23 protein-coding genes and 1 pseudogene are annotated in these 25,584 nt (G+C 67.1%); 12 read left to right on the top strand and 12 right to left on the bottom strand.

The window, feature by feature from the left end; all coding sequences use genetic code 11:
- Positions 1 to 13: 13 nt before the first annotated feature.
- The 4 genes from JK358_RS04015 to JK358_RS04000 all read left to right on the top strand — a co-directional run bounded on the left by JK358_RS04015 (position 14) and on the right by JK358_RS04000 (position 4,416).
- A complete protein-coding gene (locus tag JK358_RS04015; protein ID WP_201943562.1) occupies positions 14 to 1,135 on the top strand; it encodes an Rv3169 family protein in 1,122 nt (373 codons plus the stop codon).
- On the top strand, positions 1,132 to 2,157 hold the full coding sequence (locus JK358_RS04010) for a phosphotransferase family protein (RefSeq protein WP_307817275.1): 1,026 nt from the start codon (positions 1,132 to 1,134) through the stop codon (positions 2,155 to 2,157). The genes JK358_RS04015 and JK358_RS04010 overlap by 4 nt, the downstream gene beginning before the upstream one ends.
- A gap of 118 nt (positions 2,158 to 2,275) precedes the next feature.
- Entirely contained in the window at positions 2,276 to 3,388 is a 1,113-nt protein-coding gene (locus JK358_RS04005; protein WP_201943560.1) for an Rv3169 family protein, read from the top strand.
- A gap of 2 nt (positions 3,389 to 3,390) precedes the next feature.
- Complete coding sequence (locus JK358_RS04000) at positions 3,391 to 4,416, top strand: phosphotransferase family protein (RefSeq protein ID WP_201943558.1); 1,026 nt, start codon at positions 3,391 to 3,393, stop codon at positions 4,414 to 4,416.
- Here JK358_RS04000 and JK358_RS03995 read toward each other — a convergent pair.
- The gene (locus JK358_RS03995; RefSeq protein ID WP_201943556.1) at positions 4,354 to 4,863 is read right to left on the bottom strand and encodes an anthrone oxygenase family protein; all 510 of its coding nucleotides are present in this window, start codon (positions 4,861 to 4,863) and stop codon (positions 4,354 to 4,356) included. The genes JK358_RS04000 and JK358_RS03995 overlap by 63 nt on opposite strands.
- An 8-nt stretch (positions 4,864 to 4,871) precedes the next feature.
- Positions 4,872 to 5,267, bottom strand: coding sequence for a nuclear transport factor 2 family protein (locus JK358_RS03990; RefSeq protein ID WP_201943554.1), 396 nt, complete (start codon positions 5,265 to 5,267; stop codon positions 4,872 to 4,874).
- A gap of 83 nt (positions 5,268 to 5,350) precedes the next feature.
- Between JK358_RS03990 and JK358_RS03985 the strand changes: the two genes are divergently transcribed.
- The gene (locus JK358_RS03985) at positions 5,351 to 5,923 is read left to right on the top strand and encodes a TetR/AcrR family transcriptional regulator (protein ID WP_201943552.1); all 573 of its coding nucleotides are present in this window, start codon (positions 5,351 to 5,353) and stop codon (positions 5,921 to 5,923) included.
- Positions 5,924 to 5,967: 44 nt separating this feature from the next.
- On the opposite strand, the gene JK358_RS03980 is transcribed toward JK358_RS03985, so the two are convergent.
- Positions 5,968 to 6,555: a TetR/AcrR family transcriptional regulator gene (locus JK358_RS03980; protein WP_201943550.1), complete on the bottom strand. Its 588-nt coding sequence runs from the start codon at positions 6,553 to 6,555 to the stop codon at positions 5,968 to 5,970.
- A 62-nt stretch (positions 6,556 to 6,617) separates the two neighbouring features.
- Between JK358_RS03980 and JK358_RS03975 the strand changes: the two genes are divergently transcribed.
- A complete protein-coding gene (locus JK358_RS03975; protein ID WP_201943549.1) occupies positions 6,618 to 7,976 on the top strand; it encodes a flavin monoamine oxidase family protein in 1,359 nt (452 codons plus the stop codon).
- Positions 7,977 to 8,029: 53 nt separating this feature from the next.
- Here the strand turns inward: JK358_RS03975 and JK358_RS03970 are convergent, their stop codons facing one another.
- Positions 8,030 to 9,580, bottom strand: a complete 1,551-nt coding sequence (locus JK358_RS03970; RefSeq protein WP_201943547.1) for an MFS transporter — start codon at positions 9,578 to 9,580, stop codon at positions 8,030 to 8,032.
- 155 nt (positions 9,581 to 9,735) lie between these two features.
- On the opposite strand from JK358_RS03970, the gene JK358_RS03965 reads away from it, so the two are divergent.
- Entirely contained in the window at positions 9,736 to 10,467 is a 732-nt protein-coding gene (locus JK358_RS03965; protein ID WP_201943545.1) for a TetR/AcrR family transcriptional regulator, read from the top strand.
- Between the two features lie 54 nt (positions 10,468 to 10,521).
- Here JK358_RS03965 and JK358_RS03960 read toward each other — a convergent pair whose 3' ends face one another.
- The 4 genes from JK358_RS03960 to JK358_RS03945 form a co-directional block, all read right to left on the bottom strand.
- Complete coding sequence (locus tag JK358_RS03960; protein WP_201943542.1) at positions 10,522 to 11,982, bottom strand: catalase; 1,461 nt, start codon at positions 11,980 to 11,982, stop codon at positions 10,522 to 10,524.
- A 51-nt stretch (positions 11,983 to 12,033) separates the two neighbouring features.
- Positions 12,034 to 12,459, bottom strand: a complete 426-nt coding sequence (locus JK358_RS03955) for a Fur family transcriptional regulator (RefSeq protein WP_201943541.1) — start codon at positions 12,457 to 12,459, stop codon at positions 12,034 to 12,036.
- Between the two features lie 90 nt (positions 12,460 to 12,549).
- On the bottom strand, positions 12,550 to 13,800 hold the full coding sequence (locus JK358_RS03950; protein ID WP_201943538.1) for a tetratricopeptide repeat protein: 1,251 nt from the start codon (positions 13,798 to 13,800) through the stop codon (positions 12,550 to 12,552).
- Positions 13,801 to 13,814: 14 nt separating this feature from the next.
- Complete coding sequence (locus JK358_RS03945) at positions 13,815 to 15,122, bottom strand: ATP-binding protein (RefSeq protein WP_201943536.1); 1,308 nt, start codon at positions 15,120 to 15,122, stop codon at positions 13,815 to 13,817.
- A gap of 385 nt (positions 15,123 to 15,507) precedes the next feature.
- Between JK358_RS03945 and JK358_RS03940 the strand changes: the two are divergent.
- Positions 15,508 to 16,745: pseudogene (locus tag JK358_RS03940) on the top strand (APC family permease).
- 48 nt (positions 16,746 to 16,793) lie between these two features.
- Positions 16,794 to 18,146, top strand: a complete 1,353-nt coding sequence (locus JK358_RS03935) for a serine hydrolase domain-containing protein (protein ID WP_201943535.1) — start codon at positions 16,794 to 16,796, stop codon at positions 18,144 to 18,146.
- A 3-nt stretch (positions 18,147 to 18,149) separates the two neighbouring features.
- Here the strand turns inward: JK358_RS03935 and JK358_RS03930 are convergent, their stop codons facing one another.
- The 4 genes from JK358_RS03930 to JK358_RS03915 form a co-directional block, all read right to left on the bottom strand.
- Positions 18,150 to 19,388 carry a helix-turn-helix domain-containing protein gene (locus JK358_RS03930; RefSeq protein WP_201943533.1) on the bottom strand — a complete coding sequence of 413 codons (1,239 nt, stop codon included), beginning with the start codon at positions 19,386 to 19,388 and terminating at the stop codon, positions 18,150 to 18,152.
- Between the two features lie 741 nt (positions 19,389 to 20,129).
- Positions 20,130 to 21,164 (bottom strand): aspartate-semialdehyde dehydrogenase, encoded by a 1,035-nt coding sequence (locus JK358_RS03925; protein WP_201943531.1) that lies wholly within the window; start codon positions 21,162 to 21,164, stop codon positions 20,130 to 20,132.
- An 80-nt stretch (positions 21,165 to 21,244) separates the two neighbouring features.
- Positions 21,245 to 22,510 carry an aspartate kinase gene (locus JK358_RS03920; RefSeq protein ID WP_201943528.1) on the bottom strand — a complete coding sequence of 422 codons (1,266 nt, stop codon included), beginning with the start codon at positions 22,508 to 22,510 and terminating at the stop codon, positions 21,245 to 21,247.
- A gap of 157 nt (positions 22,511 to 22,667) precedes the next feature.
- On the bottom strand, positions 22,668 to 23,246 hold the full coding sequence (locus tag JK358_RS03915; protein ID WP_201943527.1) for a dihydrofolate reductase family protein: 579 nt from the start codon (positions 23,244 to 23,246) through the stop codon (positions 22,668 to 22,670).
- A gap of 131 nt (positions 23,247 to 23,377) precedes the next feature.
- Between JK358_RS03915 and JK358_RS03910 the strand changes: the two genes are divergently transcribed.
- From JK358_RS03910 to JK358_RS03900, 3 genes are all read left to right on the top strand, one after another.
- A complete protein-coding gene (locus tag JK358_RS03910; RefSeq protein WP_201943525.1) occupies positions 23,378 to 23,563 on the top strand; it encodes a DUF1918 domain-containing protein in 186 nt (61 codons plus the stop codon).
- Positions 23,564 to 23,729: 166 nt separating this feature from the next.
- Positions 23,730 to 24,296, top strand: coding sequence for an SRPBCC family protein (locus tag JK358_RS03905; protein ID WP_201943523.1), 567 nt, complete (start codon positions 23,730 to 23,732; stop codon positions 24,294 to 24,296).
- 104 nt (positions 24,297 to 24,400) lie between these two features.
- Positions 24,401 to 25,579: a low temperature requirement protein A gene (locus tag JK358_RS03900; RefSeq protein WP_372440608.1), complete on the top strand. Its 1,179-nt coding sequence runs from the start codon at positions 24,401 to 24,403 to the stop codon at positions 25,577 to 25,579.
- Positions 25,580 to 25,584: the final 5 nt, after the last annotated feature.

Genomic DNA, 25,584 nt, shown 5'->3' with positions numbered 1-25,584 from the left:
GAGGTACCCGTCGATGTTGACGCCACAGGACGAACTGCTCTGCCATCAGCTCCCCACCACCTTCGACCACGTGCAGCAGAGCGATCTGCGCTGGACCGAACGGGTCGTGCTGTACGGCTTCGACACCACCGGATCGGTCAGCATCATGACCGGCATGGCGCGCTACCCGAACCGCAATGTCACCGATGCCTACGCCATGATCACCGTCGACGGCAAGCAGGCGCACGTCATCCGCATGTCCCGCGAAATCGGCGGGCGGTACGACGGATTGGGCTCCTGGCAGGTCGGGCCCTACCGGTACGAGGTCGTCGAACCGCTGCGCAAGGTGCGCGCCACCCTCGACGACAACGAGCACGGGATCCGGCTGCAACTGGACTTCGACGCCGAATTCCCGGCCTACGAACAGGAACCCGCGTTCTTCCGCACCCGCGGGCGGGTCCGCGAGGACGCCCGGCGCTACTACCAGAACGGCCGCGTCACCGGCTGGGTCGAGGTCGAGGGGCGACGCATCGACATCGACCCCGACACCTGGTGGTTCGGCCGCGACCACTCCTGGGGCACCCGGCACGGCGGAGGCGGCGGCAGCCTCGCCGAGGGCGACGGGTTGCAGCCCAGCGAGATTCCCGACGGCGTCCTCTACTACATGGGCATCTTCGAATTCGACGACGAACTGGTGCATTTCGCGCAGCGCGAGACCGCCGACGGGCAGCGCTGGCACTTCGAGGGCAATGTGCTGCCGCGCATCGACTCCGGAGCCGCGATCGTGCCGGTCGTGGACGCCACCCACGAGCTGACCTTCCGCGAGGACTTCCGCATCGTCAGCGGCGGCAGCTTCACCGTGCGCAGCGCCGACGGGCAACAGCGCGAATTCACCATCACGCCGGTCTCCGACTTCTGGCCCGGTATCGCCGGATACGACCACTACCGGGGCTACGCCTCCGGGCTGTGGAAGGGACCGTTCTGGAGCGACGGATTCACCGCCGATCTCACCGACACCCAGGACCTGAAGCAGGCCGCCATGCTCAGCGAGACGTTCTGCCGCGTCGAATCCGCGGGCCGGGTCGGGTACGGGCTGGTCGAAATGGTGTTCCTGGGCCGCAACGAGCGCTACGGCTACCAGGGGTACGGCGCGTGAGCATCCCCCGGCCCACCCCCGAACTGCTGCCCGAGGTCCTGGAACCGCTACTGCGGCACTACCTTCCGGGCTCGGGCGGCGCGAAGATCCGCGACTTCGCCCGCACCACCCGCGGATTCGCCACCGAGACCTATCTCTTCGAGGTCGAGGACCGGTACGGCAGCCTGCCGCTGGTGCTGCGACGGCCGCCGGAGATGTCGCTGTTCCCGGACTACGATCTGCTGCGCCAGGTGCTCGTCATGCGGCGACTGGCAGCGACCGATATCCCGGTGGCCTCGGTCGCCTGGCTGGAACGCGGCGAAACCATGCTGGGCAGCCCCTATTTCGTGATGAATCGACTGGAGGGCGAAGCGCCCGGCGACTTTCCGTCGTATCACTCGGCCGGCAACTACTACGAGGCGACGCCCGAGCAGCGGGCGCGCATGTGGTGGGGGTGCGTGGACACCATCGCGGCCATCCACGAATTGGATTGGAAGGCACTGCGCCTGGACTTCCTCGCACTGCCCCGGCACGGCACGGCACCGGTACAGCAGGTGGTCAACTATCTCGATGCCGCGCTCACCTGGGCATGCGCGGGCGCGGTGCCGGCGACCTATCGGCGGGCCATCGGATATCTGCGCGACCACCTCTACGAGCCGGAACGGGTGACACTCTGCTGGGGTGACGCTCGCATGTCGAATATCCTGTACGACAAGGATTTCCAGGTCAGCGGGGTGCTCGACTGGGAGATCGCCTATCTGGGCGATCACGAGGCGGATCTGGCCTGGATGCTGTTCCTGGACTGGGCCAGTAGCGAATTCGAGGGGCATCCGGCACTGCCCGGGACGCCGACGCGCGCGGAGACCATCGCGTACTACGAGCAGCGCACCGGCACGACCATCCGCAATCTGCGCTACAACGAGATCCTCGCGGCCGTGCTGCTGTCGGTTCCGCTGCTGCGCATGGCCAATCGGGTGCAGCTGCCGCCCGATATGGATATCACCGGGTTCTGCACCACGCGGATCGAGCAGTTGCTCGACTGAGGGACGGGGTTTCGGAGGTTTTCCGAAACCGGGCATCGGCGCGCCCCAATTGCAATACGTTGCATGGTGTATCGAAAATAGCGGGAGCTCCCGCACGGTTCACGAGAGGTACGCGCCGATGCTCACACCCCACGACGAGCTGCTCTGCCATCAGCTGTCCACCACCTTCGACCACGTGCAGCAGAGCGATCTGCGCTGGACCGAACGCATCGTGCTGTACGGGTTCGACACCACCGGCTCGGTCAATGTGATGACCGGACTGGCGCGCTACCCGAACCGCAATGTCATCGACGCCTACGCCATGATCACCATCGACGACAAGGTCGCCCACGTGGTGCGCATGTCCCGCGAAATCACCGGGCAGCAGGACGGATTGGGCTCCTGGCAGGTCGGGCCCTACCGGTACGAGGTCGTCGAACCGCTGCGCAAGGTGCGCGCCACCCTCGACGACAACGAGCACGGGATCCGGCTGCACCTCGACTTCGAAGGCGAATTCCCGGCCTACGAACAGGAACCCGCGTTCTTCCGCAGTCGCGGGCGAGTGCGCGAGGACGCGCGGCGGTACTACCAGAACGGGCGGATCAGCGGCTGGCTCGAAATCGAGGGCAGGCGCATCGACATCGACCCGGACTCCTGGTGGTTCGGGCGCGACCACTCCTGGGGCACCCGGCACGGCGGAGGCGGCGGCAGCCTCTCCGAAGGCGAGGGCATGCAGCCCGCCGAACTCCCCGACGGCGTGCTCTACTACATGGGGATCTTCCAATTCGAGGACCAGCTCGTGCATTTCGCGCAACGCGAGACGGCCGACGGGGACCGCTGGCACTTCGAAGGAGCCATCCAGTCGCCCATCGACTCCGCGGCCGCACCGATTCCGATCCTCGACGTCCGGCACGAGCTGGAGTTCCGCGACGACTTCCGGATCATCAAGGGCGGCAGGTTCACCGCGCAGTGCGCCGACGGCGAGGACCGCGAGTTCACGCTGCGCCGGGTCACCAACTACTGGCCCGGCCTGGCCGGATACGACGTGTACCGGGGCTACGGCTCGGGCCTGTGGCGCGGGCCGTACTGGAGCGACGGCTTCACCGCCGACCTCACCGACACCGCCGATCTGCGCAAGGTCAGCGCGCTCAGCGGCACGCTGTGCCGGGTCGAACACCAGGGGCGGATCGGATACGGCCTGGTGGAGATGGTGTTCTACGGGCGCAACGCGCGCTACGGGTTCGCGGGGTAGACATGAGCAGCACCCGGCTTCCCGCCGAGCGCCTGGCCGACGGGATCAAACCCGCACTGCTGCGGCACTTTCCGGTCTCACCCGCGGCTCGGATCGACGGCTTCACCCGCACCGCGCGCGGATTCTCCACCGAGACCTACCTTTTCGACGTCTCGGACGAGAGCGGGGTGCTGCCGCTGGTGCTGCGGCGGCCACCCGAAACCGCCCTGTTCCCCGACTACGACCTGCTGCGCCAGGTACTGGTCATGCAGCGCCTGGCGCGGACCGGCATCCCGGTACCCACCGTGCTGTGGCTCGATCGCAGCGAATCCGCGCTCGGCAGCCCGTATTTCGTGATGGACCGGCTGCCCGGGGACGCGCCCAGCGATATGCCGTCCTATCACGTCGCGGGCAACTACTTCGAAGCGTCGCCGGAACAGCGGGCACGCATGTGGTGGGCGTGCGTGGACACCATGGCCGAGATCCACGAACTCGATTGGCGATCACTGAGACTGGACTTCCTGGCGCTGCCCCGCTACGGCTCCGGCGCGGTCGAGCAGGTGGTCAACTATCTGGGCTCGGCCCTGAACTGGGCCTGCGCAGACGCTCCGCCGGACATCTACCGCCGGGCCGTCACCCACCTGCGCGAGAATCTGTACGAGCCCGACCGGGTCCGGCTCTGCTGGGGCGACGCGCGCATGTCGAACATCCTCTACGACGAGCGACTCCGGGTCACCGGCGTACTCGACTGGGAGATGGCCTATCTCGGCGACCACGAAGCCGACCTGGCCTGGATGCTGTTCCTGGACTGGGCGTGCAGCGATTTCCAGGGCAACCCCCGGCTGCCGGGCACGCCCACCCGCGAGGAAACCATCCACTACTACGAGCTACGCACCGGAACGCCGGTCCGCAACCTGCGCTACAACGAGATCCTCGCGGTGGTGCTGCTCTCGGTTCCCCTGCTGCGCATGACGAATCGGATCCAGCTACCCCCGGACATGGACATCACGGCGTTCTGCCGGGCGCGGCTCGAACAGCTGCTCGCGTGAGAACACCGCCAGCGCGATCATGATCGCGAAGGCGGCCAGCGCGGTACCGGTGCGCAGGTAGTGGAACATATCCCAGCGCGTGAGGATCTCGGCGTAGTCGGCCGGCGCACCGGACACCGCCCAGTCATTGATCCGGTGATTGATGGGCACATTGCCGAGCCTGGTGATCGCGAAAGTCGCCACGACCAATCCGGTTGCCGCCGCGGCCATCCCGCGAGCACGGCCGGTGCTCAGGACGGCCAGCGCCAGACCGGCGACGGCCGCCGCCGCCATGGTGAGCTGCATGCTGATGCTGTTGGACTTCATGAGGTCGGAATGGAAGTCCAACCGCATCTGCAACGGCACCCGGTGGAAGGTCGGGATGAGATTGGCTGCGCCGTAACCGAATGCGCCCGCCAGCAGGCCGGTGGTGAGGAGTGCGGCGGACCGCACCAGTCGAACGAGCATGGGAACTCCTAGTCGCGTGCGGTGACGGTGCGGGTCAGGCCGTGCGAGCGGCGCAGGCGGCCGTCGGGGGTGAACTCGGCGAACAGGTGCACCTCGGTGACGACGGTGTCGCCCGTGCGCATGCCGGCGTGGATGGTGAGGCGGGCGGCGATGCGGTCACCGTCCGCCATCGCCTCGTGCACGTCGAATCGGTAGTCCACCAGGTTCTTCCGCACCGACTTCAGGTGTGCGATCAGGCGGTCGCGCTCGAGCCGGATTCCGTCGCTGACCTGGTAGACGTCGGGAGCGTGGAAGCGGTCGAACATCGCCTCCGGATTGTCGTGCTCGGCGAGGGCGGCCGCCGTGAACTCGGTGTAGTAGTCGGAGACGATGCGCTCCGGGGTGCGTTGCGAGATCGAGGTCATGGCTCTCCTGCCAGATAATTCTTACAACGCTGTCAAGGTTAAGCAGGTGCGCTCAACTTTGACAAGGGTGTAAGAATTAGTCCATGACCGCATCGGAACCACGACGCCGCGCCGACGCCGAACGCAGCCGCGCCGCCATCCTCGATGCCGCCACCCGGCTGCTCGCCGAACAACCCGCCGCCGGGCTCGCCGCCATCGCCGCCGCGGCCGGGGTGACCCGCCAAACCATCTACGCGCACTTCACCTCCCGCGACGAACTCCTCGTGGCGGTGGTCGAAGACATCACCGCCCAGACCGTGACCGCCATGCACGCCGCCGACCCCGACGAGGGCACCGCCACCGAGGCCCTGCTGCGCATCCTCGACATCGGCTGGCGCGCCTTCGAAGCCCACCCGTTCATCCAGCGCATCGCCCCCACCGAAACCGACGCGAGCCGCGAACTCCACAACCCCGTCACCGACCACCTCCTGCGGCTCATCCGCCGGGGCCAGCGCAGCGGCGAATTCACCAGCGCCGCAACACCACAGTGGCTCGCCACCGCTTTGATCGCCGTCAGCCACGCGGCAGGCGAGGAAGTGACCGCGGGCCGGATGACACAGCCGAAAGCCGAACAGGCCCTGCGCGACACCGCCCTGCGGATCTTCGGCGTCGCCTGAAATTCGTTGCGCCCCCGCCGGTCCGCCCGGATACGCCCAGCGCGTCAGCCACCCATCGGTTCGCCGTCGATGAATCCCAGAGTGCGCCATACGCTCTCCAGCACCCGCCGGCGGCGGCCGGGCGACCACGGTTCACCCTCGTCGAATCCGGTCAGCACCAGACCGTCGACCACCACGTCGAGCAGGTCCACAGCGGCCTGCACGTCGGGAATTCCCGCCCGCCGCACCAGTTTCCGCACCCGGGTATCCCACCAGTCGTTGAACGCGTCGAGTTCGGCGCGCACCTCCGGCTCGGTCCGCGCACCCAGGACCAGTGCCAGCCAGAAGCGGTGCGCTCGCTCGTCGGGGGCCAGCACCGCCCATTCGATCAGCGCACGCAGCCCCGCGTCCCCGCCCGCCCGCGCCACCGCGGCCTCGGCGTCGGCGCGCCGCGCCTCGGTTTCGCGACGCACCACACCGCGAATCAGCTCCTCCCGACTGCCCACATAGTGCGTCACCGCCGAGGTGGACGCGCCGATCCGAGCGGCCACCGCGCGGATGGTCACCGCCCGAAACCCCTCGTCTACGGCGAGTGAGACGACGGCATCGGAAATTTCGGCGAGCCGGGCGGCGGTATCGACCTGACGGGGCATGGCAGCAGCCTACCGTTTGTGTAACACTTGTTTTACAACATCTGTTGCACAAAGGGGCTGCCATGGCGGAAACCACGACCGTAGCGGTGATCGGCGCGGGATTCGCCGGGCTGACCACAGCACGAACTCTCCGAGCACATGGCGTCGACGTGCTCGTACTCGAAGCGGCCGACCGGGTCGGCGGGCGAGCGCACACCGTGCACTCCACGGTCGGCAGCGCGATCGACCTGGGCGGCCAGTGGATCGGCCACGACCACACGCGAATGATCGCCCTCGCAAAAGAATTCGGTAGCGCCCTCTTCCCCACCCATACCGCGGGGCGAACACCGCTCGTGGACGGCGCGGACCAGGTTCGCCCGCTCTCACTCACCACCGCGGCCGCAGCCCTGACTTTCACCCAGCTGGCACTGCTCACCCACCCCAGGTTTCCCGCCCTGCGGCAGCTGAGATCTGATACCGAAGGGCGGATCGATCGGGCGTTGGATCGAATCACGGTGGCGCAGTGGCTGGCTCGCATGCCTGGTCGGCGGGGGCCGGAGCTTGCCGGTGTCGTACTGGGCGAGGCGCTGGCGGCGGACCTCGGCGATGTCTCCGTGGCGGCCTTGATCGCCGGAGTCCGCTCGGCGGGCGGGTTACGGGTGCTGCTCGGAACAGCCGGGGGTGCACAGGAATCCCTGGTCACCGGCGGAGTCGGTGGACTCGCGGAACGGCTCGCCGCCGAGTTGGGGACGATGCTGCGGCTCGGGCATCCGGTCACCGCGATCAGCCGCTCCGATGCGGGGGTGACGATCGAGTCTCCCGCTGGAATCGTGCGCGCGGATCGGGTTGTCGTCACCGTGCCGCCACCGGTCGCTGCCGCCATTCAGCACGAACCGCCGTTGCCGGAGTACCGGAATCGACTGCAGCGCAATACTTTCATGGGAACGATCTACAAGGCTGTGGCCGTGTACGACCGGCCGTTCTGGCGCGATGACGGGCTCAGCGGGGAACTCGTGGATCTCAGCGGCCCCGCACCCGCCGCCTTCGACAGTTCACCGCCGGGCGGTCCCGGACACCTCTGCGTGCTCGTACCGGGACAGCGGGCTCGCGCACTGGATCGGCTCGCCCCCGCCGAGCGGCGCGACACGATACTGCGCGCGCTGGCACAGCATTTCGGTGAGCGCACCCGGCATCCTGTCGACTGGCACGAAAAAGCCTGGCATCTGGATGATTACGTGGGCGGCGGATACGCCGCACTGCCCCGGCCCGGCCATGTCGGCATCCTCGCCACGGCGGCCGAGCCCATCGGGCCGGTGCACTGGGCGGGCACCGAGACCGCGCCGCGCTGGACCGGATATCTGGAAGGTGCTGTGGCATCCGGGGAGCGCGCCGCTCAGGAAGTGGTCGCCGCACTGCGCGCGACTCCCGCCCGAGCCGAATAGCACTGCGCCCCCTGGCATCTCGGATGCCAGGGGGCGCGATGTGTGCTGTCGAGCTACCGGGTCTCGGCCAGTTCGGTTTCGGCTTCCGCTGCCTCCTCGGCCGGAACGCCGTGCCCGTCCGCCGCCTGCGCGCCCTTCATGAGGAAGAAGGCGATGACCGTGGCCGCCAGGACGCTGATCGCGCCCAGGGTGAAGGTGGCCGACATGGCGGTGGTGAACGCTTCCTTGGCCGCGGTCACCAGTGCTTCGCTGCCGCTGGCCAGGGCGGGGGCGATGCTCTCGCGGGCCGCCTCCGGAGCGTCGACGGGCACGTTGTCGCGGTAGGTGCCGGCCAGCACCGCACCCAGCACCGCCACGCCCAGCGCGCCACCGGTCTGCTGGATGGTGTCGTTCAGGGCGGAACCGACGCCGGCCTGCTCCGGCGGGATGGCTCCCATCAGCGCGCCGATGGCGGCGGGCATGGCCAGACCGGCGCCCGCGCCGACCAGGGCCATCGCCAGGGCAGGGAACCAGAAACCGGATTCCGTGGTCAGGGTGGCCAGGATGCCGAAGCCCGCGGCCAGGATCAGCATGCCGGTCAGCATCAGCGGGCGGACACCCAGCTTGGACACCAGACCCGCACCGGCGCCCTGGAAGATCAAGGCGGCGAAGGCGAACGGGGTGAAGGCGAGCGCGGTGCGGACCGGCGAGTAGTCGAGCACGAACTGCATGTACTGGGTCAGCACCAGCATCAGACCGCCGTTGGCGAAGGTGACCAGCACCAGCGAGAAGCTCGAACCGGTGAAGATGCGGTTCTTGAACAGCTGCAGCGGAACCATCGGGTGTTCGGTCCTGACCTCACGAATACCGAAGGCGATCAGACCGACGGCCGCGATGATGAGCGACACCCAGGTGCCCTCGAGGCCCTTGGTCGGGAATTCGATGATGCTCCACACCAGCGCGACGGTGCCGATGATCGACAGCACCATGCCCGGCAGATCGGTCTTGGCCCACGGGCCCTTGGACTCCGGCATCAGCGTCATGGCGGCGATGATCGCGACGATGGCGATCGGGACGTTCATCAGGAAGACCGAACCCCACCAGAAGTGGTTCAGCATCAGACCGCCGACGACCGGGCCGCCGACCATACCGATCATGGCCACCGAGGTCCAGGCCGCGATCGCCTTCGGACGCTCCTGCTCGTCGAACACCACGATCAGGATGGACAGCGTGCTCGGCATGATGAGCGCGCCGCCGATACCCATGACCACGCGGCCCGCGATCAGCATTTCCGGGGTGGTGGCGTAGGCCGCCAGCAGGGAGGCCGCGCCGAAGAGCACCAGGCCGATCACCATCACCAGCCTGCGGCCGAAGCGGTCGGACAAGCTGCCCGTGGTGAGCAGCAGGCCGGCGAACACCAGGATGTAGGAGTCGATGATCCACTGGATGTCCTGCGAGGTCGCGCCCAGTTCGGCGGAGATCGGCGGGATGGCCACGTTCAGGACCATGTTGTCGATCACCAGCACCAGCGAGCTCAGGCAGAGCACGACCAGGATCAGCCAGCGTTTCGGATTACGTTCCACGGCAGCTGAATCCAGCGCCGCGGCGGTTTCGGTCTTACTCATTTCCAAGTCCCCTTCGGAAGCTTTCCGCACACTGTGCGGCGTTGTCGAACACTGTACGGTCTCCGTACACTGTTCGCAATACCGAACGCTGTACCTGCGTACGAACGGTGTTCTAGCAGCGGTTATGCTGACCGCAGACAAAGAAGGAGACGGCTATGACAGCCAAGTCGCAGCTCGAGTCCGCATGGACCCGCCCCCAGCGGCAGCGTCGCGAAACTCCCGCGCTGAGTCAGGAACAGATCGTCGACGAGGCCATCGCGCTACTCGACAGTGAAGGGCTGGACAACCTGAGCATGCGACGGCTGGGCACCCGGCTGAACGCCGGCGCCACCTCGCTGTACACGCACGTCGCGAACAAGGAACAGATCCTCGAGTTGGTGGTCGATCAGATCTTCGGAGAGGTACGCATACCCGAGCGGATCGAAGCCGCGAACTGGCGGCGCGACCTGACGGATGTCGCTCGCAGTCTGCGCGAAACCCTGCTGGCCCACCCGTGGATGACCGTCGTGCTGAGCTCAGCCGGGCTGATCTACCTCGGCCCCAACAGCATGCGCATGTCCGAAGCCATGCTCACCATCGTGGAGGTCGCGGGTTTTCCCGATGAGCCTGGCGACCGCGCCGTCAACGCCCTGTTCTCCTATGTCCTCGGCTCCGCCACCGGTGAGGCGGCGATGCTGACCACTATCGCACGCAGCGGAATGCCCGAACAGGAATGGTTCGAGCGGCTCATGGTCACCTCGGAAGAACTCGCACGCCCATTCCCGCACATACACAAAAGGTATCTGGCACAACGCAATATAGATTCGTCGAGCGGGCGAGTCGACGCCTTCGCGCAGGAACTCGACGTGATCCTGGACGGGCTGGAACTGCGCCGCCAGAACCTCTAGACAGCAGCGTGCCCGCACCATGAATCATGGTGCGGGCACTGCCTTTTCGAAATATCAGCCGTTGAGGCCGGCGCGGACGCCCTCCTCGATGCGCTTGCCGATCTCGGAGTCCACGTTCTTCCAGTATTCGAACACACGGCTCAGCACCGGCTCGCGCACGCCGCCGAGCACGTGGCCGACCACGTTGCCCACCAGGCGATCTCGCTGCTCATCGCTGAAGACCTCACGGACGAGGGTGCCCGCCTGGGTGAAGTCGCCGTCCTCGGCGTGCTGGATGTAGCCCGCGCGGGCCATGGTCGGATCGAAGTTCCACAGGCCCTCGTCACCGGCACGCTCCGGATCCGCGTGCGGGCCGCCGAACGAATTCGGCGCGTACACGGGCACATTCGCGTCGTTGTAGTCGAACCGCATGGCGCCCTCCTTGGAGTAGGAGTTCACCTCCGCGGCCTTGGCGCGGTTCGGCGGCAGCTGCGCGTAGTTGGTGCCGATGCGGTACCGGTGCGCGTCGGCGTAGGCGAAGACACGGCCCAGCAGCATCTTGTCCGGCGAGAAGCAAATGCCCGGAACGAGATTCGACGGCTCGAAGGCGGCCTGTTCGATATCGACGAAGTAGTTGCCCGGGTTGCGGTTCAGCGTCCAGCGGCCGACCTCGATGAGCGGGTAGTCCTGATGCGACCACACCTTGGTCAGGTCGAACGGGTTGAAGCGGTAGCCCTCGGCCTCGGCGGCGGGCATCACCTGCACATGCAGTGTCCATGAAGGGAATTCGCCACGCTCGATGGCCTCCCACAGATCCTGGCGGTGGAAGTCGGGGTCGGTGCCGGCCAGTTTGTCGGCCTCGGCCTGGGTCAGGCTCTCCACGCCCTGATCGGTCTTGAAGTGGTACTTCACCCAGAAGCGCTCACCGGCGGCATTGACCCACTGGTAGGTGTGCGAGCCGTAGCCGTTCATGTGCCGGTAGGTCTTCGGGATGCCGCGGTCGCCCATCAGCCAGGTGACCTGGTGCGCCGTCTCCGGGCGCAGGGTCCAGAAGTCCCACTGCATGTTGTGATCGCGAAGTCCGTTGCCCGGCAGGCGCTTCTGCGAGCGGATGAAATCCGGGAACTTGATCGGATCCTTGATGAAGAAGACCGGCGTGTTGTTGCCGACGATGTCGTAGTTGCCGTCCTCGGTGTAGAACTTCACCGCGAAACCGCGCGGATCGCGCCAGGTGTCGGGGCTGCCCTGCTCACCGGCGACGGTGGAGAACCGGACCAGCGATTCGGTGCGCTTACCCGGCTGGAACAGCGTGGCCTTGGTGTAGCGGCTGACATCGCCGGTGACGACCAGCTCACCGTAGGCGCCCGCGCCCTTGGCGTGCACGATGCGCTCCGGGACGCGCTCCCGGTTGAACTGCGCGAGCTTCTCGATCAGGTAGTGGTCGTGCAGCAGGATCGGGCCCTGGGTGCCCGCGGTGAGCGACTCGTCATCACTCACGACCGGAATGCCGGTATTGGTGGTGGTCGGCTTGGTCATGCGAAAGCCTCCTTTGGGGAGATTGCTTCCCGGGCTGGGGAAAGTCGGACTTCAGCGTGCGGCAGCACAATCGGGGCACAGCCCCCAGAACACGACTTCGGCCTCGTCGATGACGAAACCGTGGGACTGATCGGGTTCCAGGCAGGGGGCCGCCCCCACGGCACAGTCGATGTCCACGACCATGCCGCAGTTCCTGCACACCAGATGGTGGTGGTTGTCTCCGGTACGCGCTTCGTACAACGCGGGTGAACCCGCGGGCTCGATCCGCCGCAGCAGCCCGGCGCCCACGCAAGCCTTCAACACGTCGTACACGGCCTGCGTCGACACCGATCCCAGCGTCTCACGCACCTTCACAGCCACCCCATCGGCATCGGTATGCGGAGAATTAGCCACCACATCCAACACCGCGACCCGCGGCGCGGTGACCCGCAGGCCCACGGCCCGCAGTCGCTCGCGAGAGTCGTAACCGGAGTGCATGCTCTACACCATGCTCCCTTTTCTGGAATTAGTCAAGAAAAGAATGTTCCCGCTGGTAGCCCACTACCACCCTGACATCCCGGGCGCGAATCAACCGCCATACGGACTGAATCCGGGCGGCAGTGTCACGGGCGGCAGCGTCGGGGTGGCAGGCGGCCGAACCGGCGCATAGGTCGGCCGCTGGAGCAGTGACGGCCAGTTGCTGGGGAGAGCCGGACGCTGATACGTCGGTGGCACGCGGATATCGGTAGGACCCAGATACCAGGCCGGTACGGTCGGCGGCGGCGTGTACCGCGAGCCCGGGCCGGCACCATCCGACCCGATCGCTCCCCGGATGACCGCGATCACCAGAAACGCGACGACGAGCGCGGCGATCCCACCCCCGGCGCCGGCTCGCGGCCGGTCAAGCTCCACCGGGCGGGATCGCGCCGAGCCGCGCCCGCGCCCGGCAGGCTCGGGGCTCGGATCGGGTTCCGGAAAATCCGAACGCATGGCGCGCAGGACCCGCTCCAACTCGGCGGCTTCACGGCTCTCCCGCTCGGCCGCATCGGCTTCCGCCTGCGCCTGATCGTGGAGCGAGCGCACCGTACGACGATGCGATTCATCCTCGTCCGGCTCCCAGTGGAGCGCCGCCGCCCACTGCTGCCGTTGATCCTCGATCCAGGTCAGCGTCTCCCGGACGGCCTCGGCGTGCCGGGGCTCCAGCTGGGCCGCCTGCCGCAATCGCGCGGTGGCGGAATCGAATTCACGACGGTCCAGATCGACGAGCGCGAGTTCGAGGACGGCGTCCACGTACTCGGGTTCGAGTTCGAGGGCCCGTCGCAGGGCCCGCTCCGCACGATCGACGGAATCGGGGGCGGACAGGTTGCGGCGCAGGACGATTCCACGCAACAGATGCAGGTCCGCGCGCTCCGGCTCGATGACCAGGGCGCGATCGAGGCTATCCAGCGCGGCTTCGGGCTCGTCCTCCCGTTGCGTGACGGCCAGGACGCGATGGTTGTCGGCGTCCTCCGGGTCGAGCTCGACCGCCACCAGCGCCGAGTTCTGCGCCGCCGCACGCCGTGCGAGCGGGGACTCCTGATCCTCGTCTTCCGACGCCCGCAGTTCGGCGAGCGCGCGAATCCGCCACAGCGCGGCGTAGTCGGGCGCGAATCGCTGTGCCGCGGAACAGTATTCGAGCGCCCGCAGCGGATCCCCCAACTGTAGCGCGACCTGCGCCATCGCGGTCAGAGCCGTCAGGTCGTCCGGATCGGCCGCCAGCACTTCGGCGAGCAGCGACCGTGCCTGGTCGTATCGGCCCAATTCGATGAGAACCCAGGCTTTTTCGATATTCGGATGCATGGTGACCGCAGGGCTCAGCGCGGCTTCCTGGTACGCATGTAGGCGGCCAGATCGTCGTAACTGCCGTCATTGTTGGCGAATTCGACCACATTGCGGGCGGATTCGAACCAGGCGCCGGTACTGGGCCGGACCTGCGCCAGGGCACGCTCGATATCCGGCATCTGCACCGGGCGGACCGTACCGGCCCGCAGGGAATCGGCCATGGCGAACTGGGTGGCCGACTTGCAGACATGCGCCAGATCCGCCCCGGACAGGCCCTCGGCGCGGGCCGCGATGGCGGGCAGGTCGATTCCGGCGACGGGGCGGTCCTTCAGATGGTGGCGCAGAATCGACACGCGCGCTTCGGGATCGGGGAGCGTCACCAGTACTGTGCGGTCGAAGCGGCCGGGACGGCGCAGGGCCACGTCCACATCCCACGGATGGTTGGTGGCTCCGATGACGTAGACGCCCTCGTTGTCGCTCGACATCGAATCCATCTCGTTGAGAAGCTGATTCACCGTCGAGCGCAGCCAGCTCGAACTCGACAGCTGACTGCGCTTGAGCCCGAGGGCGTCGACCTCGTCGAAGAACAGCACACAGGGCGCCTTGCGGCGGGCCGTCTGGAAAACCTGCTGCAGGTTCCGCTCGCTGCTGCCGACATGCATATCGAGAATGTCGGCGATCTCGATGGCGTAGAAGTTCGCGCCCAGCTCACCCGCGACGGCCGAGGCGATGAAGGTCTTGCCGCAGCCGGGCGGACCGTACAGCAGCAGGCCGCCGCGAGCACTGGTGCCGAATGCCTTGGCCAGCTCCGGATTTCGCAGCGGACCCAGCAGTGCGAGCTCCAACTGCTCCTTCACGTCGTCCATGCCGCCGACGTCGGCGAGCGTCAGGGTAGGCCGCCGCACCACATCGGCATCACCGTCGGCATGGACAGCACGGTCCTCGTTCACGAACGCGGGCGCGATGATGTCGCCCACCTGCTCCTCGGCGGCCGCCCAGTCGTAACCGCCGGGCCGCGCGTCGTCGATCGCGGGCTCGGTACCGTTCGGCGTGTGCGCGACGGGCGCTGCCGCCGCAGCGGGTACGGACTCCGCCGGAGCGGGATTCGCGGCGGGCGCGATCGCCGCACCACCGGCGAGGGCGGTGGTGCAGCGCTGCAACAGCGCCATGGCCTGTGCGTGCTGCGGATCCTGGCCCAGCGCGACAGCACAGTGCGTGAGGGCCTCCGCGTACCGGCCGCGATCGGCGAGCAGTTCGATCACGCTCACCCGCAGGGGCAGTAGTTCGGGATTGACCTCCAATACGGTCAGCAGTTCGGTGATCACCGGATCGTCGATCAAAGTTCCCCCAGAAAAAGTGCGGCCGCTGGGCCGAATGCTAGACCGAAAAGCCGACAGGTTTCCAGAGGGTTTGCGTAGTGCACGTCACAGCCCACCGGCCGGAATAGATTCCACGGCGGGCCGGTTGATCACCACTGTCGGCGTCGGAACAGCCCCGGGCCGCACCCTTCGTCGCTACGAGCGACCACTCGCCGAGAGGCGCTTGTTGGGCGTCGACATCCCTTCTCCACCGCTTCGGCGGTGGGCATTGCGCCGCCAGGACTCCCCCCGCTTGGCGGCGTTTTTGCTGTGCGCGGTGGCTCGCCGACCGAATCGTCGGGAACCGTGTGGGTGCGAGTTCGTGGCGTGCCGCGCGAATCCTCGGGCGGCCGACGATGATCGGCGCATGGGCGAGGACGGTGCGCTGCGTCGGCGGCTCGGGTTGACCGATTCGGTGGTGATCGGGCTCGGGTCGATGGTGGGGCGGGGATATTCGCCGCGCTCGCGCCGGCGGCCGCGGCGGCCGGGTCGTGGGTGCTGGCGGCGCTGGGAATCGCGGCGGTGGTGGCGTACTGCAATGCCACGTCGTCGGCGCGGCTGGCGGCGCTGTATCCGGTGTCCGGTGGGACGTATGTGTATGGGCGGGAACGGCTCGGGGCGTTCTGGGGGTACCTCGCGGGGTGGGGGTTCGTGGTCGGGAAGACGGCCTCGTGTGCGGCCATGGCCCTGACCGTCGGGAACTATGCGTGGCCGGAGCAGGCGCGGGCGGTGGCCGTGGCGACCGTCGTCGCGGTCACGGCGATCAATTACGCGGGCGTGCAGAAGTCGGCGCTGGCGACGCGGGTCATCGTGGCGCTCGTGCTGCTGGTGCTGGCCGTGGTGGCCGTGGTGTGCCTGGCCGGAAAGCACGGGGGCGCAACGGAACTGACAGCGCGCGTGGGACCGCGCGGGGTGCTGGAGGCGGCCGGGCTGCTGTTCTTCGCCTTCGCGGGATACGCGCGGATCGCCACGCTGGGGGAAGAGGTGCGCGATCCGGGGCGGACCATTCCGCGGGCCATCGGCATCGCACTGGGGCTCGCGCTCACCGTGTACGCGGTGGTGGCGGTGGCCGTGCTGACGGTGCTCGGATCGGGCGGGCTGGCCGGGGCGGTCGATCCGCTCGCGCGGGCCGTCGATGCCGCGGGCGTTCCGGGACTCGTTCCGGCGGTGCGGGCCGGTGCGGTGCTCGCGGCGGCGGGGTCGCTGCTGGCGCTGGTGCTCGGTGTTTCCCGCACCACCCTCGCCATGGCGCGCGATGGGCACCTACCCTCGGCGCTGGCGGCAGTGCATCCGCGCTTCGGGGTGCCGCATCGGGCCCAATTGGCGGTCGGTGTGATCGTGGCCGTGATGGCGGCGAGTTTCGATATTCGCGCGGCGATCGGCTTCTCGTCGTTCGCGGTGCTGATCTATTACTTGATCGCGAATGTTTCGGCGGGCACGCTCACAGTCGCGGAAAACCGTCCGGCACGGATGATTCCGATTATCGGCGTGGGCGGCTGCGCGGTGGTGGCGCTGTCCCTGCCGCTGTCCGCGGTGATCGCCGGTGCGGCGGTACTCGCGATCGGCGCGCTTGCCTATGGAATTCGACTATTCGCCACGCGGTGAATACTGATCAGCCCGTGGTGAGGGGACTGGACGGATAGCCTGAAATGCATGTTGCGCAAGCGCAGGGGGTTGGCCGGCGCGGTAGCGGTGGCATTGACGGTGGGCAGCGTGATCTTCGGCGGCGGTTCGGCGCGCGCGGACGATGAATTGCGCTGCGAACAACCGACCGGTCGGCAATTCGAACGCGCCGCACCGGAGGAGGTGGGACTCGACACCGGACTGCTGAATGCCGCCCTCGGATTCGCCGCCGAGCGAAATCGATTGAATGTCCAGGTATTCCGGCACAACTGCCTGATCGGCGAGGGGCCCACCAACGCGCAGACCGGCGCGGTGGCCTGGAATGTCTGGAGCGTCACCAAGAGCATCGTCTCCCTGCTCGCCGGAATCGCCTGGGACCAAGGCAAACTCGATATCGGCGTTCCCATCGACGTATACCTGCCGCCCGGCCTCGGCGACGCCGAGCACCGCGCCATCACCGTCGAGAACCTGCTCACCGAAACCTCCGGCCTGCGCATCGGCGTCGTCACCGAGGGCATCACCGCCGTGATCCCCGTCGATCCGTTCAGCGCCGTCCAGGCGCTCGGCGTCCCGTTCGACGACCCGCCCGGCACCAAGTTCACCTACAGCCAGCGCAATGTCGACCTGCTCGCCTACGTGATCGAACTGGCCACCGGCGAACCGCTCCAGGAGTTCGCTCAGCGGGAACTGTTCGGCCCCATCGGAATCCCACGAAGCGACTACTACTGGGCGCGGGACCGTACCGGGCACACCTACGGCTACGCCCACCTGTACCTCCCGCCCGACGACCTGTCCCGGCTCGGCCTGCTGGTCGCCGCCGACGGCGTCTGGCACGGGCAGCAGCTCATCTCACCCGAGTACCTGCGCCTGGCCCGCACGCCGTCGGTCACCAACCGGTGCTACGGCTATTTGTTCTGGCTGGGCGGCAACTGCGCCGAGAACCCCGAATTCCTGCCCGGCGACATGTATTCCATGTCCGGGCTCGGCCTGCAGCACGTCTTCGTACTGCCCAGCCTGGACCTCACGGTGGTGTGGACCGGCCTCTTCGGCACGCACACCACCCAGGGCGTGTCCGGAATCCTGCAGTACGGCATGGAAGTGCCGCACGAGTTCTTCCGCCGCCTGTTCCGGGCGTTCCACGACAGCCCGGTCCCCGATCCGGGCCAGTTCGTGGAACCTCCGCTGCGGCTGGACCCCCGCAAGTTCTTCGACAACGACATCGCGCTCGCCGTCTTCGGGCTCGGGCCCTACGCCTATCCGGGCTGTAATGCGCTGTCCTGCTTGAACCTCGGGCTCGCACCCCCGTTCACGGACGCACCGCCCGGATGCCTGCTGCTGGCATGCGTCGGCCCCGATCCCCGCACCCCTGGCATTCGGGAGTGAATGTCAGGGGGTGACGGCCGCCCGTCCGGCGAGCTCACGCAGTTCGTCGGCCGGACGCCGGCCCGCGAACTGCAGGAGATCTCGCACGACCTCACGAGCGCGATGATCGTTGTGCACGAGTTCCGGAGTGAGTCGCTCGGCATTGAGCAACGCGTCCAGCGCCTCCTGCGCCTGCCGCCGCTGTGCGTGCGCACGGGCCACATCCACCAGGAAGCGGGCCTGCCGCTCCGGGGACAGGACCGACGCCTGCACGGTGCGCGCGGTGTCGAGTGCCTCACCGGCATCGCCCAATTCGACCGCCACCGCCACCGCGTGCACGGCGACGCCGGTCGGACCGAATTCGGTGTCGAAGTCGTTGCGACCCTCGCCCAGTCGTTCCGCGGCCTCTCGCGCCGCGGACAGACCCGCACGGGCCGCCGCCCGATTGCCGTCGGTCGCCGCGATCACGGCCAGCATCAACTGCAGAGAACCGTAGAGCGACAACACTTCCGGACGGCAGTCGGCGTCGTCCTCGACCTGCGGCGTGAGAGCCGCCACCGACACCTTCGCGGCCTGCTCGGCCTGTTCCAGGCGTTGCAGGCGCAGGAAGGCCTGTGCCATGCGATAGGTCCCGGCCACCACGCTGAGTGGATCACCGGATTCCTCGGCCGCGGACAGCGCCCGATCCGCCGCGACCCAGGCCGCGTCGACTTCTTCCTGACGGGTGAACGCGGTCGCGGCCACCTGATAGGCGCGCGACAGCAGGGTCAGCGCTTCGGGTCGCTTTCCAGAGGTGGTGCGGGCCGCGTGCTCGAGTTCCGGAATCAGCCCCAGCAGACTGCTTCCGACTTCGACGAGCCGTGACTCGTTCGCGAGCTGCCAGGCCAGATCCACGCGCTGCTTCAACTCCGGCAACGTGTCGGCCGACTCGCGATCGGCCTCGTCACCGAAAAGTTGCTCCAGTGCGGGATGTCCGGTGAGCAGCAGGCGCAGCTGTTCGAATACCACCGAACCGCCGCGTTGCCCCTCGCCGCGATGCGCCGCCAATGGCTCGGCCGCTTCCGGACGCAGGTCCCGCACCGCCACGCCGAGGACGTCTGCCAGGCGCTGCAGCACCGACAACCGTTCGACCGGCAATACGTCTCGCTCGACCTGCGAAACCCAGCTTTCCGAGCGCCTGATCGCCGCGCCCAACTCTTTCTGCGATAGTCCCCGCCGCCGGCGTAACTCCGCTACCCGTGCCCCAAGGGTACTTTCGGCCACCGGGTCAAACTCCTTCTGCCTGATCGGCTTTCCCGGCCGTCACCGCCCGCTAGTTTCGCCGATGTCTTCCATGCCCTTCTCCTTCCCGAGTGGGATCTGTCGACAAGGATTCCAGACACGGCGAGCTTACGGCGCACAGTATGGAACGTGGATTTTTCTTATTGCACCGCAATTTTTCTGTGTTTAACGTTTGAAGGGGACCCGTCGCACGAATCGGACGACAAGAGGTGGTCATGGCCGGCGAACTGGTTTACTTCCTACTCGGCGCCGTAATCGGCGGTGCGGCAATGTGGTTCGCGGCGTGCGCGGTCCTCGCCGGCAAGTATTCCAGCTCTGGACAGGGGCCGACGGTGCAGAGCATCGCGGCCCGATTGGAACGCGAGGGAATGTCACGGAAGGGGCTGCGAAGTCATGCTCCCGCACATCGGGCACAGCCCCGATGACGGGAGATCCGGAAAGTCCGGAAGTGCATGTCCGCCTGCGTTTTCCGGGCGGGATGGTGTTGGACTATCGCGCGGGCAACGACATTGCCGAGCGGCTCGCGGCGCATTTGAGACCGCACAGTATTGAAGTGACCATCAATGGACATCCCGCGGTTGATCTTCCGCCACTCCCCTGCGCCGAACTTTGGGCAGATTGACAATAGTCGCTAGCACGAGAGTAGCCCGCAAATTTTTAGCAAATATGAAAAGAAGTCGTCCGCTCCGGAGAAGCGGACGACTTCGATCTTGAATTATTCGCTCAGCGGTTCGCGAGGAGGACTTCGGCGATCTGAATTGTGTTCAGCGCCGCGCCCTTCCGCAGGTTGTCACCCGAGATGAACAGGGCGAGGCCGCGGCCGTCCGGGACGCCCGGATCCTGGCGGATACGGCCGACGAGGGAGTCGTCGGCACCGGCCGCCGCCAGCGGAGTGGGGACATCCACGAGCTTGACGCCGGGGGCGTTCTCCAGGAGCTTCTTGGCCCGCTCCACCGAAATCGGGTTGGCGAACTCGGCATTGATCGACAGCGAGTGACCGGTGAAGACCGGGACGCGCACGCAGGTGCCGGACACCAGCAGATCGGGCAGGCCCAGGATCTTGCGGGACTCGTTGCGCAGCTTCTGATCCTCGTCGGTCTCGCCGGACTCGTCGTCGACCAGGGAGCCCGCGAGCGGGATCACGTCGAAGGCGATGGGCGCGACGTACTTGTTCGGGGCCGGGAAATCCACGGCCGAACCATCGTGCACCAGCTTCTCGGCATCACCGATGACGGCGCGCACCTGCGAGGCCAGCTCCTCGACGCCCGCCAGGCCGGAGCCCGACACCGCCTGGTAGCTGGACACGATCAGACGCTGCAGGCCCGCCTCGTCGTGCAGCACCTTGAGCACCGGCATGGCGGCCATGGTGGTGCAGTTCGGGTTGGCGATGATGCCCTTGACCAGGTTCTGCGTCGCTTCCGGATTCACCTCGGAGACGACCAGCGGGACCTCGGGATCCTTGCGCCAGGCCGACGAATTGTCGATGACGGTGACGCCGGCGGCCGCGAAACGCGGGGCCTGCACGCGAGACATGGTGGCGCCGGCCGAGAACAGCGCGATATCCAGACCCGACGGATCAGCGGTCTCGGTGTCCTCGACGACGATGTCCTTGCCACGGAACGGCAGCGTCTTGCCCGCCGAGCGCGCGGACGCGAAGAACCGCACCTCGTCGGCCGGGAAGTCGCGCTCCTCCAGCAGCTTTCGCATGACCGCGCCGACCTGTCCGGTCGCGCCGACTACGCCAACACGCACACCCATGAGCTCAATATCCTTTCGACGCGATCGAGAGCGCTGCGTGGTTACGCTGCGCTGCCGCCTCCGCGCTTGACTCGATCACGTCAGCGCCCCGTTCCGCCGTGCACGACCGCGACCTCTTCGCCGCCCAGATCGAACGCCTGGTGCAGCACCTTGACCGACTCGTCCAGGTCGGTGTCCTTGACCAGCACCGAGATCCGGATCTCGGAGGTGGAGATGAGGTCGATGTTGATGCCCGCCTCGGCCAGCGACTCACAGAAGGTGGCGGTGACGCCCGGGTGCGACTTCATGCCCGCGCCGACCAGCGACACCTTGCCGACGTGATCGTCGTAGACCACCTGCGAGAAGCCGATCTCGCCCTGACGCTTGGTGAGCAGTTCCACCGCGCGCGGGCCGTCCAGCTTGGGCAGGGTGAAGGTGATGTCGGTCTTGCCGGTCTCCACCTTCGAGATGTTCTGCAGCACCATGTCGATATTGATCTCGGCGTCGGCGACCGCGCGGAACACCTTGGCGGCGTAGCCCGGCTCGTCCGGAATGCCGACCACGGTCACCTTGGCCTCGCTGCGGTCGTGCGCGACGCCCGTGAGGATTGCTTGCTCCAAGGGGATGTCCTCCATCGATCCGGTAATGAGCGTGCCCTCTTTGTCGGTGTACGACGAGCGCACATGGACGGGCACGTTGTAGCGGCGCGCGTACTCGACGCAGCGCAGCATGAGAACCTTGGCGCCGCACGCGGCCAGCTCGAGCATCTCCTCGAAGGAGACCTTGTCGAGCTTCTGGGCGTCGGACACGATCCGCGGGTCGGCGGAGAAGACGCCGTCCACGTCGGTGTAGATCTCGCAGACGTCGGCCTTCAGCGCGGCGGCCAGCGCGACAGCGGTGGTGTCGGAGCCGCCGCGGCCCAGCGTGGTCACGTCCTTGGAGTCCTGGGAGACGCCCTGGAATCCGGCGACCAGCACGATCGTGCCCTCGGCCAGCGCGTCCTGCACGCGGCTCGGGGTCACGTCGATGATCTTGGCGTTGCCGTGGGTTCCGGTGGTGATCACGCCGGCCTGCGAGCCGGTGAACGACCGGGCCTCCGCGCCGAGCGAGTGAATGGCCATGGCCACCAGCGAATTCGAGATGCGCTCACCCGAGGTGAGCAGCATGTCCATCTCGCGGGCCGGCGGCGCGGGCGCCACCTGCTGGGCCAGATCCAAGAGTTCGTCGGTGGTATCGCCCATGGCCGAGCAGACGACCACCACATCGTGGCCCTGCTTCTTGGTCTCGACGATCCGCTCGGCGACTCTGCGGATGCGCTCGGCGGTGGCGACCGAGGATCCTCCGTACTTCTGGACGACTAGAGCCACGGTGGGAAATCCTCCAAGATCGACAAACTGCTGCTACCAGCCCCCAAGGTTACCGGCCCGGGTCCACCGGATTTGCCGCCACCTCCCGTTGTATTGGCGTAAATCACGAATCAGGCCGGGCGGCAATCACGTTCGCCCCGCGGCGCCGCCGCCGGGGTCAGGCGCGGCGGCGAAACCAGCTGACCTGCTCGCCGGCGTCGAAGTTCTCGCGCTTGACCAGTTCGAAGTGGGTCGGGCGGAAGTTGTCGGCGAAGGCCTTGACGCCGTCGCCCAGGACGACCGGGTAGCTCTTGATGACGAGTTCGTCGATCTCGTCCATCAGCTGTGCGGCGAATTTGCCGCCACCTGCCAGCCAGATGTCCTTGCCGTCCTCGCGCTTGAGACGCTGGACCAGGCCGACCGGATCCGACTCGACGAGTTCGACCGCCGGGTCGTCGATCGTGCCGAGCGTGGTCGAGACGATGTACTGGCGCACGTGCCCGTACGGGCTGGTGATGCCGACCTGTAGGGCGGGCTCGTAGGTGCCGCGGCCCATGACCAGGGTGTCGAAGTGCACGTTCGGCGCGTCCGCGGGCACGCCGAAGTACGGCCGGGCGTGCGTCGGAAGGGTTTCCGGGTAGTCGGTGGCCAGCCATTTGGCGAAGGCCTCGTTGACCTCGAACGCATCGATCGCGCCGTCCGGGGCGGCGATGTAGCCGTCGAGGGACATACCGACGAAGTAGGTGAGCTTTCGCATCTTTGACCGCCTCAGTTGTTGTACTCCGTTTGAAGTGGTCTCAACGTAGTACTACGTCTGGAGTGGTGTCAAGGGGTTCCGGCACGCCTCGACCTTGTGATGCGCGTCACGATCGGCGAATAATTCGAACCATGCGAGCGAACGTCGGTGACCGGCTTGTCGTACACGGGCGCACAGTGGGCCTGTCCGATCACACCGCGGAGATCGTCGAAGTGCGCGGACCCGACGGGACGCCACCCTTCCTCGTGCGGTTTCCCGACGGTCATCAGGGACTCGTCTTCCCCGGGCCGGACGCGGTCGTCGTGCCCGCTGAGTGAGCTTTTTCCGAAATTTTTCGGAGCGGGGTAGTTTTAATCCGATCATGTTGGCCACCAGCGATATTCGCGAACCCGGCCAATCGGGCAGCCTTCCAGCGACCTCCGGCACAGTTGACTCTCAGAGCGACGCTGGTCACAATCGGCACCCGAAGCTGGAGGGTTTTGCATGCGTACGAAAACAGATCACCGGTTCGTCATCGACATCGATCCCGATCAGGTGATGGAGGCGCTGCTCATGGTCGAGCAGCTCCCGGACTGGTCACCCTCCCATCAGGATGTCCGGGTCGCCGGACGCGACAAGCACGGACGCCCCAAGCGGGTCTACGTCTCCGCCAACGTCATGGGACGGCCCGACCGGCAGGTCGTCGAGTACACGTGCAGCGAGGACCGGGTGGCCTGGAAGGTCACCGAGAGCAGCGCCGGAGCCGGCGGTCAGGGCTGGTTCGAACTCACCGAGACCGGCGACGGCGCGACCGAGGTCTGGTACCACTCCGAGGTCTACCTCCCCATCCCCGCGCCCGGCATGCTGCTCAAGCGCACCGCGCGCCGCGAGGGCGAGGTGATGGTCGAGAACTTCATCGCCTTCGTCGAATCCGTGCACGGCATCGACCTGGTCGCCGAGACCGAGGCCGAGGAACTGCCCTACGCCGAATCCATCGGCTACGAGCCCGCAACCTATACGCCGCAACAGCATTACGGCCGCGGCTTCGAACCGGGCTTCGGCACCGCCTGACGCTGTAGGCGAACACGCGTCGCTTACCCTGCCGTTCCGGCCCCGCGCACTGCAGTATGTCCCACATGCCCGGTGCGCAACGATCTCGCTCCCGACTCATGACGATGGCGGAGAACGCCTCCGTCACGCAGCTGGAACTCTTCTTCGACCTGGTCGTGGTGTTCGCCTTCACCATGGTCACCGACGCCGCAGCCCATGACGCCACCCCGAAGGGGCTGCTCAAGGCGCTGCTCATCCTCATGCTGCTGTGGTGGGCGTGGATCGCCTACTCGTGGCTCGGCAATGTCATCAAGGCGGACGAGGGCATCGCCCGGCTCGCCATGTTAGTGGCCATGGGCGCGACCTTCGTCATCGCGCTCACCATCCCCGAGGCGTTCCACGATCTACCCGGCGGCTGGTACGGGCCGCTGGTGTTCGTCATCGCCTACCTGGTGGTGCGCTTCGTCCACCTCGCCATGTTCTGGATGGCCAGCGCCGACGATCCCCAACTACGCGGGCAGGTGATCCGCTGGGCCGCCGGATCCCTGACCATCGCGGGCACCCTGCTGCTCATCGGCGCGTTCAACCACGACAACTGGCAGATCGGGCTGTGGTTCGCGGCCCTGGCCGGTGACATGGCCTGGACCATGATCGCGGGCAACGACTGGCGGCTCATCTCGGCCTCGCACTTCGCCGAACGGTACGGGCTGATCATCATCATCGCGCTGGGCGAATCCATCGTGTCCATCGGCATCGGCGTTGCGGGACTTCCGGTTTCGTGGCCGATCGTGGTCGGCACCCTGCTCGGGCTCGCGGTGTCGGGGCTGCTGTGGTGGGCGTACTTCGATGTGGCGGCGCTGGCTGTCGAGCACGAGCTGCACAAGGCCACCGGCGAGCGGCGCATCCAGATCGCGCGCGGCAGCTACACCTACTGGCACTTCCCGATGATCGCCGGAATCATCGCGCTCTCACTGGGATTGAAGAAGGTGCTCAACTATGTCGGCCAGGACGAAGGGCATACGCTGCGCGACGCGCTGCACGGAATTCCGCTGTTCTGCCTCTACGGCGGTGTCGCGGCCTATCTGATCGCGCTCGTCGGCTGCAAGCAGTACGCCACCGGGAAGATCAGCGTGGCGCGACTGGTGGCCGCGGTGGCGCTGCTGGTGCTGATCCCGCTCGCCTCCGTACTGCCCGCCATGGCGGCGCTGGGCCTGCTGTGCGGCGTGCTGGTGGCGCTCATCCTGTGGGAGACGCTGCGGATGGCGGAACCGCGCGAGGAGATCCGGCACGGCTCGCACGTGTAGGTCGC

The organism is Nocardia acididurans (assembly GCF_016741815.1).
GTDB classification, from domain to species: domain Bacteria; phylum Actinomycetota; class Actinomycetes; order Mycobacteriales; family Mycobacteriaceae; genus Nocardia; species Nocardia acididurans.
Note: the sequence above shows the minus strand (reverse complement) of the source record. Positions and strands in the feature narration are given on the sequence as shown.

Excerpts from the sequence above, each read along its gene's own strand:
- JK358_RS03900 (WP_372440608.1), top strand. The coding sequence starts at position 24,401 with ATGGCGGAGAACGCCTCCGTCACGCAGCTGGAACTCTTCTTCGACCTG.
- JK358_RS03980 (WP_201943550.1), bottom strand. The coding sequence starts at position 6,555 with ATGCCCCGTCAGGTCGATACCGCCGCCCGGCTCGCCGAAATTTCCGAT.
- JK358_RS03960 (WP_201943542.1), bottom strand. The coding sequence starts at position 11,982 with ATGACCAAGCCGACCACCACCAATACCGGCATTCCGGTCGTGAGTGAT.
- JK358_RS04005 (WP_201943560.1), top strand. The coding sequence starts at position 2,276 with ATGCTCACACCCCACGACGAGCTGCTCTGCCATCAGCTGTCCACCACC.
- JK358_RS04015 (WP_201943562.1), top strand. The coding sequence starts at position 14 with ATGTTGACGCCACAGGACGAACTGCTCTGCCATCAGCTCCCCACCACC.
- JK358_RS04000 (WP_201943558.1), top strand. The coding sequence starts at position 3,391 with ATGAGCAGCACCCGGCTTCCCGCCGAGCGCCTGGCCGACGGGATCAAA.
- JK358_RS03995 (WP_201943556.1), bottom strand. The coding sequence starts at position 4,863 with ATGCTCGTTCGACTGGTGCGGTCCGCCGCACTCCTCACCACCGGCCTG.
- JK358_RS03970 (WP_201943547.1), bottom strand. The coding sequence starts at position 9,580 with ATGAGTAAGACCGAAACCGCCGCGGCGCTGGATTCAGCTGCCGTGGAA.
- JK358_RS03915 (WP_201943527.1), bottom strand. The coding sequence starts at position 23,246 with ATGCGAAAGCTCACCTACTTCGTCGGTATGTCCCTCGACGGCTACATC.
- JK358_RS03985 (WP_201943552.1), top strand. The coding sequence starts at position 5,351 with ATGACCGCATCGGAACCACGACGCCGCGCCGACGCCGAACGCAGCCGC.
- JK358_RS03975 (WP_201943549.1), top strand. The coding sequence starts at position 6,618 with ATGGCGGAAACCACGACCGTAGCGGTGATCGGCGCGGGATTCGCCGGG.
- JK358_RS03905 (WP_201943523.1), top strand. The coding sequence starts at position 23,730 with ATGCGTACGAAAACAGATCACCGGTTCGTCATCGACATCGATCCCGAT.
- JK358_RS03990 (WP_201943554.1), bottom strand. The coding sequence starts at position 5,267 with ATGACCTCGATCTCGCAACGCACCCCGGAGCGCATCGTCTCCGACTAC.
- JK358_RS03925 (WP_201943531.1), bottom strand. The coding sequence starts at position 21,164 with ATGGGTGTGCGTGTTGGCGTAGTCGGCGCGACCGGACAGGTCGGCGCG.
- JK358_RS03955 (WP_201943541.1), bottom strand. The coding sequence starts at position 12,459 with ATGCACTCCGGTTACGACTCTCGCGAGCGACTGCGGGCCGTGGGCCTG.
- JK358_RS03935 (WP_201943535.1), top strand. The coding sequence starts at position 16,794 with ATGTTGCGCAAGCGCAGGGGGTTGGCCGGCGCGGTAGCGGTGGCATTG.
- JK358_RS03910 (WP_201943525.1), top strand. The coding sequence starts at position 23,378 with ATGCGAGCGAACGTCGGTGACCGGCTTGTCGTACACGGGCGCACAGTG.
- JK358_RS03965 (WP_201943545.1), top strand. The coding sequence starts at position 9,736 with ATGACAGCCAAGTCGCAGCTCGAGTCCGCATGGACCCGCCCCCAGCGG.
- JK358_RS03950 (WP_201943538.1), bottom strand. The coding sequence starts at position 13,800 with ATGCATCCGAATATCGAAAAAGCCTGGGTTCTCATCGAATTGGGCCGA.